The 11,579-nt window shown below is 70.7% G+C and carries 11 protein-coding genes; 7 read left to right on the top strand and 4 right to left on the bottom strand.

Features of this window, described 5'->3' with window-relative positions:
• Window positions 1-13: 13 nt before the first annotated feature.
• Together ACIP5W_RS01630 and ACIP5W_RS01625 are read left to right on the top strand one after the other, a co-directional pair.
• Window positions 14-412 carry a hypothetical protein gene (locus ACIP5W_RS01630; RefSeq protein WP_401465042.1) on the top strand — a complete coding sequence of 133 codons (399 nt, stop codon included), beginning with the start codon at window positions 14-16 and terminating at the stop codon, window positions 410-412.
• A 448-nt stretch (window positions 413-860) separates the two neighbouring features.
• On the top strand, window positions 861-1,316 hold the full coding sequence (locus ACIP5W_RS01625; protein WP_401465655.1) for an Imm50 family immunity protein: 456 nt from the start codon (window positions 861-863) through the stop codon (window positions 1,314-1,316).
• A gap of 8 nt (window positions 1,317-1,324) precedes the next feature.
• Here ACIP5W_RS01625 and ACIP5W_RS01620 read toward each other — a convergent pair whose 3' ends face one another.
• On the bottom strand, window positions 1,325-1,825 hold the full coding sequence (locus tag ACIP5W_RS01620) for an ATP-binding protein (protein WP_401465039.1): 501 nt from the start codon (window positions 1,823-1,825) through the stop codon (window positions 1,325-1,327).
• Window positions 1,826-2,057: 232 nt separating this feature from the next.
• On the opposite strand from ACIP5W_RS01620, the gene ACIP5W_RS01615 reads away from it, so the two are divergent.
• Window positions 2,058-2,909, top strand: coding sequence for a helix-turn-helix domain-containing protein (locus ACIP5W_RS01615; RefSeq protein ID WP_401465036.1), 852 nt, complete (start codon window positions 2,058-2,060; stop codon window positions 2,907-2,909).
• Between the two features lie 9 nt (window positions 2,910-2,918).
• Window positions 2,919-3,110 carry a hypothetical protein gene (locus tag ACIP5W_RS01610; RefSeq protein WP_401465033.1) on the top strand — a complete coding sequence of 64 codons (192 nt, stop codon included), beginning with the start codon at window positions 2,919-2,921 and terminating at the stop codon, window positions 3,108-3,110.
• 7 nt (window positions 3,111-3,117) lie between these two features.
• On the opposite strand, the gene ACIP5W_RS01605 is transcribed toward ACIP5W_RS01610, so the two are convergent.
• The gene (locus ACIP5W_RS01605; protein WP_401465030.1) at window positions 3,118-3,507 is read right to left on the bottom strand and encodes a hypothetical protein; all 390 of its coding nucleotides are present in this window, start codon (window positions 3,505-3,507) and stop codon (window positions 3,118-3,120) included.
• On the bottom strand, window positions 3,504-6,221 hold the full coding sequence (locus ACIP5W_RS01600) for a SpoIIE family protein phosphatase (protein ID WP_401465027.1): 2,718 nt from the start codon (window positions 6,219-6,221) through the stop codon (window positions 3,504-3,506). The genes ACIP5W_RS01605 and ACIP5W_RS01600 overlap by 4 nt, the downstream gene beginning before the upstream one ends.
• A 204-nt stretch (window positions 6,222-6,425) precedes the next feature.
• On the opposite strand from ACIP5W_RS01600, the gene ACIP5W_RS01595 reads away from it, so the two are divergent.
• A complete protein-coding gene (locus ACIP5W_RS01595) occupies window positions 6,426-6,932 on the top strand; it encodes a SigE family RNA polymerase sigma factor (RefSeq protein WP_398098879.1) in 507 nt (168 codons plus the stop codon).
• 177 nt (window positions 6,933-7,109) lie between these two features.
• Complete coding sequence (locus ACIP5W_RS01590; RefSeq protein ID WP_401465024.1) at window positions 7,110-8,390, top strand: hypothetical protein; 1,281 nt, start codon at window positions 7,110-7,112, stop codon at window positions 8,388-8,390.
• Window positions 8,391-8,504: 114 nt separating this feature from the next.
• Here ACIP5W_RS01590 and ACIP5W_RS01585 read toward each other — a convergent pair whose 3' ends face one another.
• Window positions 8,505-9,830: an Nramp family divalent metal transporter gene (locus tag ACIP5W_RS01585; protein ID WP_401465021.1), complete on the bottom strand. Its 1,326-nt coding sequence runs from the start codon at window positions 9,828-9,830 to the stop codon at window positions 8,505-8,507.
• 382 nt (window positions 9,831-10,212) lie between these two features.
• Here ACIP5W_RS01585 and ACIP5W_RS01580 point away from each other — a divergent pair, with 382 nt between their 5' ends.
• Window positions 10,213-11,577 carry a M14 family metallopeptidase gene (locus ACIP5W_RS01580; RefSeq protein WP_401465018.1) on the top strand — a complete coding sequence of 455 codons (1,365 nt, stop codon included), beginning with the start codon at window positions 10,213-10,215 and terminating at the stop codon, window positions 11,575-11,577.
• Window positions 11,578-11,579: the final 2 nt, after the last annotated feature.

Below are 11,579 nucleotides of genomic sequence, written 5' to 3'. Positions count from 1 at the left end.
GGAATGGATCACCATGTCAATTCGCAGCGAGAGCGCCGTAAAGGCGCTCAGGCGATTCGGGGAACTCGAATGGTTCAAGCTGCCCTTGGAGGTCAATCCAAGGTACGGCTACCATCAGGTGCCTTACATGGGGTGGCGCTACACAGCCCCCGAGGAAAGGACTGCACAATACATTGAAGCCGCCGTGAAGGCGCTTCCTACGCAAGTCGAATGGACGCTTGACAGGTCTAGAAGAAATTGGGTGATTTTGCCGACTCGGATTCTCCATGAAGCCGGAGGGCTAGCAGATCCCGCTTTCAGAGATGCCGTTGATTTGATCAACAAAAATGACCAGGACTTCTGCCTCGTAGCGCTAGAAGATTTTAAAATGATCATCCATAAACTCCGGGAGATCCCCGCCCTCAAGGGCTGAATTTTAGATTCACACCATGCGGCTTGGTGGCGCACAACCGTGACAACTGGATGACTAATCCGAATGATGCGAAAAACTAGATATCGTCTACATAGGCATTTCGGCGGACTAGCGGTCGATCTCACCACAGAATCAAGACGCCCTACAGATAACACCGCTCCCAGTATTCAGGTATACGGAAACATCCGATTGACACTGCCCCCGACGGTCTCCACTGGAAAGATGTTGCACGGCTCTCCTTCGGGCTCGCTCTCAATGCCCAGGAGATCGACACCAGGCTCCCGGAAGGCGTCACAATTCAAGTGATCAGCCTAGAAATGCCGTTGAGTGACTACAGGGCCGAAGCCGCAGCACTTGCCATGAATTTGTGGACCCAAGAATAATTCGGGCTTCCCAAAAATGATGCAACTGCCGCATTTAATGGGTCGACTGGCGACTACACCTTCACCTGGGGAGGAACAGAAAACCCGTTTTCAGATCCCACGCCGCAGGGGGCATTCGACTGCACATCTTTGATCAGACCGGACTTCGCGCCGCTGCGGCTACTCAAGACCCGGACCTTCCGCCCGCTCCGGAGAAGTGCGATCTGTTCTACGTCCATATCGACGAACGCGGTGACTCGGTCACGCTCGGGTTCGAGACCGTCCACCTTCCCTCGCATCCTCTGCCCGAGTGGTCCGAGAAGCCGTACAACCGGCTGGAGTTCTACCTTCTCTTTTGCGGTGTGACCGAAATAGCCGTCGCGGGGTGGACCGCCTCCGAGGCCGAGAGCTTCGGCGTCTCGGCCGTGCCGGAGAAGGAGATCGCCGTCCGCCTGGGCCGCGATCAGGCCGGTATGCGATTCCGGGCCTCGTCGGTGCGGCTGGCGAACACACGTGTGTATCTCGCCGCCGAGTCACCCTGAGCTCCCGGCTATTCCCTTCCCGTAGCCGCACCGTAGGCCGCCGCGCTCCGCCTCGGCAGCCTCGCCCACATGCGGGTGCCGCCGCCCGGTTCGCGGGACTCGCCGAAGCCCCAGTCGCCGTCGCAGGCGCGGCAGACGCAGGCCAGGAGGCGGAGTGCCGCTCGGCGGCGGGTGTCGCAGGCGGTGGCGAGGTGGGGCTGGGCGTGGCGGGGGTGGTTGTCGTAGACGATCACTCGCAGGGTGTTCGCGCGGTAGCGGAGGGAGAGGTAGAAGTCCGCGGACTCCGTGAACTGGGCTGCCACCGCCGTCAGTTCGCCCACCGCTTGCAGTGCCGGGTCCAGCATGTCGTGCAGGTCGTGGGCCTTGAGGACCTCGCGGGTCGTTGCCCGTGCGAGGGCGGGGCTCGCCAGGGCGGCGGGGAGCGTGAGGCTGTAGGAGACGGTTTCGGGCACGGGGGCGGTGAAGTCCGCGGGGAAGGTGGGGGCGAGCGGGCAGCGGGGCATGGGCATGGCCGGTCTCCTCGTGATGGGTGGGCAGGCGTGTGCGGTCGGTGGCTCGTCTCCCTGGCGCGGGCCCGCCCCTCCCAGGGAAGAAGCGTGCGGGCAGGCTCGCGCGGTGCACTGCCGACAGCGGTGTGTAGCTTGTGCATCACTGAAGGTAGAGGAAAGGGGCCTATGTTGCCCCTTAGTTGGGGCAATACGTGCCCCGATAGAGTGACTCCGGCTCCGAGGAGGGAACCGCATGGCCGCGAGGACGTCTCCGACCGAACGTCAGAAAAGGCTCGGCGCAGAGGTGCGGAGGCTACGTACTGCCGCCGGCATGACCGGGGAGTACGCGGCCGGTCTGCTCGGCGTGGACCGGGGGAAGATCTCCAACATCGAGTCGGGCACACGTGCCATCAGCCCCGAGCGGTTGCGCACCCTGGCCTGCAACTGTGACTGCGACGACGAGGCGTACATCGACGCTCTGGTCGGGATGGCCCAGCCGTCCGAGCGGGGCTGGTGGGAGCGGTACCGGGGCAGCCTTCCCACCGGGATCCTCGACATCGCCGAGTTGGAGTACCACGCCGCGGGAATCCGCAGCGTCCACCTCGTCCACATGCCAGGACTGCTGCAGTCCGGCGATCATGCGCAAGCCGTCTTCAAGGCCGCGCTTCCGCCCCTGCCCGAGCACGAGGTCGCGCTGCGGGTCGCCCACCGGCTGGAACGGCAGCGGATCCTGGAGCGTGAGACGCCCACCGAGTATGTCGGGATACTGCACGAGGCCGCCCTGCGCATGCAGTTCGGCGGACGCAAGGTCGCTCGTGGACAGCTCGAGCATCTGCTCGCCGCGTCGGAGCGGCCTCATGTGACGTTGCGCGTCATTCCGTTCGAGGCCGGTTCGTTTCCCGGTGCCGGGCAGACCGTGGTCTACCTGGAAGGTCCGGTGCCACAACTGGACACCGTCCAGGTCGACAGCACGCACGGTCCGGAATTCCTTTACCAGGAAACCCAGTTGAGCAAGTACCGCGCACAACTCGACTGGATGGAGGAACGTGCGCTCTCACCCGAGGAGTCGTACGGATTCATCCAGGACATCGCCAGCCAACTCTAGGAGACGAACGTGCCCGACATCACCTGGGAAGAACCCTTCTGCGCCGAGGGATCGGCGTGCTTCCGCCTCGGTACCGACCCCGAAGGCAACGCCTACATCGCCATAGCCGGGGCCGAGGAGGCCTACCTCACCGACTCCCGTGACGCGCTGCGGACCATGATCCTCGACATCAAGGCGGGGAAGGCCGACCACCTGCTGTGAGTCGGCGTCAGCCCGCCGGGCGGTAGTGGCCGAGGACCCAGGCCAGTTGGGCGAACCAGGTGTGCAGCACCTGCTGTGGCTTGGCGTTCACCACGGCCTCGTAGACGCGGCCGTCCAGGTGGACCACGGCGACCATCAGGGCCTTGCCGTCGGGGCGCGCCTTGTAGTGGACGCTGCGGATCTCGGTCCAGGAGAAGTCGACGACGGTGCCGTACATGTCGAAGGCCACGCCGGACGCGTCGACGAGGACCGAGTTGTGCTTGTCCATCGCCAGGAACTCCGGGGCGTCCGGCGGTACCTGCGCGGGCACGGGTACGGGCGCCGGCACAAAGGGGGCGTACTGCGGCGGAGGCGGGCCGAAGCCGGTGGGGACGGGGGCCTGCGGCTGCTCTGTCACACCGGGAATCTACCCGCCGTGGAGCCGCCCCGGGGAGTGGGGCGGACGGCGAGGAGGGCGATGTCGTCGCCGTTGTCCGCCCCCAGGCCGATGAGGAGTTCGTCGCAGAACACGTCCAGGGGTTCGCGGGCCAGCGCGGCGGCGTGCCGGCGGAGGCGGTCCATGCCGTCGCCGAGGCACTCGTCGCGCCGCTCGATCAGGCCGTCGGTGTAGAGGAGGACGGTCGAGTGCGCCGGGATCGCGTCGCGGCCCCGGGGGCGGGGCAGGTCGGGGTCGAGCCCGAGGAGGACTCCGGCGCCCTCCTCCAGGTAGCGGGTGCGGCCGTCCTCGCTGATCAGGAGGGGCGGCAGATGGCCGGCGGAGGAGTGCACCAGCTCCCAGGGGCCGTCCGCGGGGCCTTTGAGGAGTCCGTAGATGCAGGTGGCGGTGGCCTCCTGGTAGAGGCTGTGGTTCGCCATGTCCAGGCGGCGCAGAACCGTCTCGGGGGGTTCCTGCCGGTCCACGGCGATGCCGCGCAGCATGCTGCGCAACTGGCTCATGGCGATGGCCGCGTCGAGGTTGTGGCCGGCGACGTCGCCGATCACCAGGGCGGTGTCCCCGCTGGGGAGGACGAAGCTGTCGTACCAGTCGCCGCCGACCTGGGCGGTGGTGGGGGAGGCCACGTAGCGGGCGGAGATCCGGAGGTGGTCGATCTCCGGCAGCGCGGGCAGCAGGGAGCGCTGGAGACGTTCGGCGATGTTCCGCGTCTCCTGGTGGAGGCGGGCGTTGTCCACCCCCAGGCCGAGGGCGCGCGCCAGATCGTCGATCAGGGGCAGGTCCTCCTCGGTGAACGGCCGTTCCGCACCGCTGCGGGCCACGGTGAGCGCGCCGATGACCTGGCGGCGTGCCCGGAGCGGGGCGACGACGGCGCTGCGCGTGTCCATGCTCCGCAGCAGTTCCGCGTAGTGGGTGTCCAGCGGGCTGGTGGCCAGGCCCGGCGGTGGGGGCTCGGTGAGCAGCAGCGGGCCGGCGCCGCTCAGGGCGCGGGCCAGGGGACCGCGGGAGGCCTGCGACACGGGCGGAAGCCGGCCCTCGTGCTCCTCCGGGTCCGTCGCTCCGGGGGCGCGGCGGACGACGCAGACGCGGTCCACCTGGGTGGCGCGCGCGGTGAACAGGTCCACCGCGCACCAGTCGGCCAGCCGTTCGGTGAGGACGCGGGCCACCTGCTGGACGCCCTCGCTCAGGCCGGTGGCGTTGCTCAGCGTGTTCCCGGTGTCGGCCAGGAGTGAGAGCCGCTCCAGCGCCGACATGCCCGCCCCGTCGCCCTCGTTCTGCGGGACGGCCGACGGGGCGGGTCCGCCGGGCTGCTGCGGCGCCGGGGGCCGGGCCCGGCCGGGCGGGTGCGACACGGCGTCCGGCGCGGCCGCCCTGGGGGTGAGCTGGGCCACGAACACGGTGCGGCCGTCGGGCATCTCCTGGGACTGGACGAACAGCCGGATGGGGACGAGCCGGCCGTCGCGGTGCAGCGCGGGGAGCGGCACCGAGCGGCCCAGGATTCCGGGCCGCCCGCTGAGCATCAGGGACGTGAACGCCGTGCGGTGGCGTTGGCGGAGGTGTTCCGGCATGAGCGTGGTGAGCCGCCGCCCGACGAGGTCGTCCGGGTGCCAGCCGAGCAGGTCCGCCGCCGGTCCGTTCACCACGACGATCGTGCCCCGCTCGTCGGCGGCGATCGTCGCGACCCTGCTGGCCCGCACCTGGTCGGCGTCCCAGGAGACCGGCTCCGACAGGCTGGCCCCCGGTTCCCGGGGCACCACCGTCCACGCGGTGGGTGGCTCGCCGGCGAGCTGGCCGATGATCTGGTCGCACAGCCACTCGTGGAAGACGCGACCGCGCGGCAGGGCCGGCAGGGTGAGGAACCGTCCGTCACGGGCCGCCTCCTCGGCCAGGTCGAGCACGGCGCGCAGCGCCCGCGCCGCGGGGCCGGCGTCCGCCGGCACGGACAGCGGCAGGGACCGGATGCCCGCTCCGCCGGCCTGGTGCCGCAGCGCGGCCGTCACACACGTGCTGATCAGGTGGTTCATGTCCTGGGCGGCGGCGAGTTCCGCCGGTGCGACGCCCAGGACGTGTCCGGCGGCCAGGGCCAGGGCGACCTCGCGGAGCAGCCTGTGACGGTGCTGCTGGGAGGCGGAGTACAGCGCCCCGGGCACGTCGATGAGCGTCACGGTCGCGCCGGGAGCCTCGTCCCCGCCGGCTTCCGGACCCCCGCCGGACCCGGTGTCCGCCGGCGGGGCCGGGGTCCCCCACCCGTCCGGCTGCGCCGCCGTCCCGTCCGGCTGCGCGCCGGGCCCCAGCTCGAACCACACCGTCTTGGTCTCTTCGCCGGTGTCGACGCCGTACCGGGACGCCAGCCGTCCGACGAGGGCCAGGCCCTGCCCGGTGCCGGCGTACGCGGGATAGGTGTACGACACCGGCCGGCGGTCCGGCCGCCGGTCGCTCACCGCGACGCGCACCGCACCGTCGGCCGCCCGGACCTCGACCTCGACCTCGGCCTCGGTACGGGCGTGCAGCAGGGCGTTGGTCACCAGCTCGCTGACCAGGAGCTCGGCGGTGTCGACGGCGTCCGGCGCGAGGACGTCCTCCAGCGCGGACCGCACGAACCGCCGGGCCTCCGCCACGCTCCGCGGCCCCTGACCGAACCGCCGCGACGGCGCGCCCGGAACATGGTGGTCGGCCATGTGCCCAGTCTGACCCAGGGGGCCCGGCCCCGCGCCCGCGCACGGCTCGGGGACGGCGGACGGGTGAAGGCACCCCCGCTCACCGTGAAAGCGCTCCCGCTCACCGTGAAAGCGCTCCCGGTCGCCGTGAAACATTTCCGGGGGCCCACCGCATCAGTGAGGTGAAAGCAGCACACGGGGACGTACCGGACTGGGGGAACAGGCATGAGACAGGTCCGCGCCGACGGGTACGCCGAGTTCGCGGCGGCACGGACCGGGCATCTGTACCGGTCCGCGTGTCTGCTCACCGCCGGGGACACGCATCTCGCCGAGGATCTCGTGCAGGAGACCCTCGGCAGGCTGTACGTCCGCTGGGGGCGGGTCTCCCGGGCCGACAACCCCGCCGGGTACGCGCAGACCGTCCTCACCCGCACGTTCCTCGCCCATCGCCGACGGCGCAGCAGCGGTGAGCGGGCCGTGGACGTCCTTCCGGAGCGGGCCGGTGCGGGGGCCGACGTGCCCCTGCGGCTCACGCTGGTGGAGGCCCTCGGCCGGTTGCCCGCGAAGGACCGGGCCGTGCTCGTCCTGCGGTACTGGGAGGACCGGTCCGTGGAGGAGACGGCCCGGGCGATGAACGCCAGCTCCGCCGCCGTACGGACGCGGTGCGTGCGGGCCCTCGGCCGGCTGCGGGAGCTGCTGGGCGAGGACATCGGGGAGTACGCCCGTCCCTGAGCGTCCCCGCCGTACCCGTAGTCGTACGCGTACAACCTCGTACGTGTACACCCCCGTACGCGTACACCTGTGTCCGTCCGGGTCCGGCACCTGTCCGTCCGTGTCCGGCACCGGGCGGTCCGACCACCCCCACGACGTCCTTCCGACCACTCCGACCCCCGGAAACGGTGGTGCGACATGCCCGTCGACCAGACCCACGACCCCTTCGAGGAGCAGCTCTCCGCCGCCCTGCACCAGGCCGGCGGCGCCTTCGACACCGACCGTGCGGCGCTCGCCGCGGCCGGCGAGGTGCGCGGTCGCCGGCTGCGCCTGCGGCGGCGGGCCGTTCTCGCGGGGGGTGCGGCAGGCCTCGCCCTCGTGGGGGTGGGCGGGGCGCTGCTCGTACCCTCCGGCGGGGGTGACGGCCCGCGGCACGGCTCGGTCGCCGCGAACGTGTCCGGCGGGCCGACGGCCACCGCCGCCGCCGTCTCGGCCGACGACATGGTCCGTACGCTCACGAAGCTGCTCCCCGAGGGGAAGGTGACCCGCGGGGCGGCGCGCGGGACGGACGATCCGCTGGGGCTGCCGCCGCTCGCGCAGGTGGTGTTCGACGACGGCGAGGGCGTGGGGGCGGTCTCGCTGCTGGTGGACCGGGTGGGGCGCGGGGAGGGGACCTTCGATCCGGCGAGCGTGGTGACGCCCTGCCCCGGGATGGAGATGCCCGGCTCGGTACCGGACAGCTGCGTGACGCAGAGCCTGCCCGACGGGTCCGTGGTGACCCTGATCCAGGGGTACGAGTACCCGGACCGACGCGAGGACACCAAGGCGTGGAGCGCCGACCTGGTCACTCCGGCCGGGCAGCGGGTGAGCGTGAGCGAGTGGAACGCCGCCGCCGAGAAGGGCGAGCCCGTCTCCCGGCCCGAACCCCCTCTGACCATGGCGCAGTTGAAGTCGCTGGTCGCGGCGAAGGAGTGGCGCCGGGTCGCCGACGCCCTCCCGGAGCCGGCCGCGGCGCCGACGGCGTCGGGCTCCGCCGCGGGCACGTCGGGGCTCGCAGGGCGGCGGATCCTCGCCGTCCTCACCGGCTCGCTGCCCGACGGCGTGCAGGTCGTCTCCAGCGACCACGACGAGACCGAGTTCGCCTGCGCCGTCGTGGACGACGGCAAGGGCAGGAGCTACCTCCAGGTCAACATGCAGCGCGGCATGTCCGACGCCGCGGGCGAGCTGTACGGCTCCGGTGCCGAGACCCTGGCCGACGGCACCCGGGTCGCGACGCGGCAGGGGCCGGGCGAGAAGGGCGGCGAGGGCGTCGTGATGTGGACCGTGGACACGATGCGCGCGGACGGCAGGCGTGTGGTGGTCAGCGCCTTCAACTCCGGCAGCCAGACGACGGCCGCCACGCGCTCCGAACCGGCGCTCACCATGGCCCAGTTGCGCGAGATCGCGCTCAGCCCGCAGTGGGAGGTGCTGGGCGGCTGAGCCCGGCCCCGCCGCGGCCCCGGTGCCGGCCGCGTCGACCGCGGCCGGCACCGGGGCGAGCGGGCGCCGTCCGCCGGGGTCGGCAGCCGGGGTCGGCTGCCGGCCGGGCGTTGCTCAGAAGAACTCCGACCACGGCTGGTCCGCGACCTGCTTCACGCACAGCACCAGGAACAGCAGCCCGGCCGCCGCGAGCATCCCGTTGCTGAGCCGGCCGTTGCGCCACTCGGCGGGCGTACGGGCCGAGTTGAGCAGCCAGATCAGGGTCAGCGCCAGGAAGGGCAGGAAGGCCGCGCCCAGCACGCCGTACAGGATGACCAGGCGGAAGGGCTGGCCCTGGAAGAGCAGGACCATCGGCGGGAAGGTCAGCCACAGCAGGTACAGGCGGAACGGCCAGGAGCGCTCCCGCCGGCCGGAGGCGACCTCGGTGCCCGTGGCCCGCGCGCCGGCCCGGTGGCGGGCGACGAAGTCGGCGAACATCAGGCTCACGCCGTGCCAGACGCCGATCAGGGAGGTGAAGGAGGTGGCGAAGAAGCCGATGAGGAAGAACGTGGCGGTGGCCGAGCCGTACTCCGCCTCGAGGATGTCGCCGAGCTGCACGAGTCCCTTGTCGCCGCCGGCGATGGCCACGTTCGCGGAGTGCAGCAGCTCGGCGCCGACGAACAGCATCGCGACCACGAAGACGCCGGTGGTGAGGTAGGCGACGCGGTTGTCGAGCCGCATCACCTTCATCCAGCCGGTGTCGGTCCAGCCCTTGGCGTTGACCCAGTACCCGTAGGCCGCGAGGGTGACGGTGCCGCCGACGCCGCCGATCAGGCCGAGGGTGTTGAGGACGGAGTCCTTCTCGTCGGGCAGGACGGGCAGCAGTCCCGCAAGGGCGTCCGGGATGTTCGGCGTCACGCGGATCGCGAGGTAGACGGTCACCACGAACATGACGCCCACCAGGACCGTCATGACCTTCTCGAACACCACGTACTTGTTGAACCAGACGAACACCAGGCCCACCAGCCCGCAGGCGATGGCCCACCACTCCAGGTCCATCACGCCGGGGAACAGGGCCTGGAGGGGGAGCGCGCTGGACGACATCGCCGCCGCGCCGTAGACGAAGCCCCAGACGACGACGTAGACGAGGAAGAACCACGTCGTCCAGCGGCCGAGGCTCGCCCAGCCGTCGAACAGGGTGCGGCCGGTGGAGAGGTGCCAGCGGCCGGCCGCCTCCGCGAGGGAGATCTTGACCAGGCAGCCGAGGACCGCCGCCCAGAGCAGGGTGTAGCCGAAGTTGCTGCCGGCGATGAGGGTGGCGACCAGGTCGCCGGCGCCGACGCCGGTCGCGGCGACGACGATGCCGGGACCGATGTGCCGCCAACTCGGCTTACGGGGGGTGGGGTTGTCGCTGCCGGATGATGCCTCGGTGTCAGTGGGGTTTCCCGTGGTGTCCGCCATGCCCCTCAAGAAAGCCGAAGCGGGCGGGCCCGGCAAGGGGCCGTACACATCCGCACGCGCGACTCACACCCACGGGTGCACTTCGCCGGGGCCCGCCGCGCCGGGGCGGGCCACGCGTACGCTGCGCAGCCGCCGTCGGCGCGGCAACCGCCGTCCGCGCACGGCCGTTCCGTACGATTCCGGCCATTCGACTCCTTGACCACTCTTGACCTGACCATGTCACACCCCGACGATGAGCGGCACCCCGCACCCGTGCACAGCGAGCACACAGCACCGCAGCACCGCAGCACCACAGACGCACCGCACCTCGCACGCAGCTCCACACCGCTCCATCCCCCACGTGTCCGGCGATCCCGGACTTCTGGAGAACCGAGGAGAACCCATGCGACTCCGCACACGCGGCGCAGGCCTCGTCCGCGGCCGCGGCGGCAGACGAACCGCCGCGCTGGCCGCCCTGATGGCCCTCGCCCTCGCCGCGCCGATCTCGGCGACGGCCACGAACGCGGCGGCCGGCGGCGCCGTCAAGGCGGCACCCTCCGCCGACGACATCCGCCAGTACGAGATCCACGTCCGCCACAGCACGCCCGAGATGCGCACCGCGATCGCCGCGGCCGGGGTGAGCGTGGACGAGGCCGACGAGGAGACCGTCGTCGTCTCCGGCCGCGCGGACCAGATCAGGAAGCTGCGCGCGCGGGGCTACGAGGTCGCCGCGCTGGGCGCCGCCCCGGACCGCACCGCCGAGGGCGAGACCCGGCTCTACGACTTCCCCTCCGCCGACTCGCGCTACCACAACTACGCCGAGATGACCGCGGAGATCGACCAGCGCATCGCGGCCTACCCGAACATCATCAGCAAGCGGGTGATCGGCACCTCCTACCAGGGCCGCGACATCGTCGCCGTCAAGATCAGCGACAACGTCGGCACCGACGAGGCCGAGCCCGAGGTGCTGTTCACCCACCACCAGCACGCCCGTGAGCACCTGACCGTGGAGATGGCCCTGTACCTGATCCGTGAGCTGGGCGCCGGCTACGGCACCGACTCCCGCATCACCAGCATGGTGAACAACCGCGAGATCTGGATCGTGCCCGACCTCAACCCGGACGGCGGCGAGTACGACGTCGCCACCGGCTCCTACCGGTCGTGGCGCAAGAACCGCCAGCCCAACTCCGGCTCCACGGCGGTCGGTACGGACCTCAACCGCAACTGGGCCTACCGGTGGGGCTGCTGCGGCGGCTCCTCGGGCTCGACGTCCTCCGAGACCTACCGGGGTGCGGCGGCCGAGTCGGCGCCCGAGGTGAAGGTGGTCGCGAACTTCGTGCGCAGCCGGGTCGTGGGCGGCGTCCAGCAGATCAAGTCGGGCATCGACTTCCACACCTACAGCGAACTGGTGCTGTGGCCCTTCGGGTACACCACCGCCGACACCACCACCGGGATGACCGCGGACGACCGCAACGCCTTCGCCACGGTCGGCCGGTCGATGGCCGCGAGCAACGGGTACACCCCGGAGCAGTCGAGCGACCTGTACATCACGGACGGGTCGATCGACGACTACCTCTGGGGCACGCACAGGATCTTCTCGTACACCTTCGAGATGTACCCGGGCTCGTCGGGCGGCGGCGGGTTCTACCCGCCCGACGAGGTCATCGAGCGGGAGACGGCGCGCAACAAGGACGCGGTGCTGCAACTGCTGGAGAACTCGGACTGCATGTACCGCTCGATCGGCAAGCAGGCCCAGTACTGCGGCTGACG

Origin of the sequence: Streptomyces sp. NPDC088766, from assembly GCF_044750845.1 — a bacterium.
In the GTDB taxonomy this organism is placed as follows: domain Bacteria; phylum Actinomycetota; class Actinomycetes; order Streptomycetales; family Streptomycetaceae; genus Streptomyces.
Note: the sequence above shows the minus strand (reverse complement) of the source record. Positions and strands in the feature narration are given on the sequence as shown.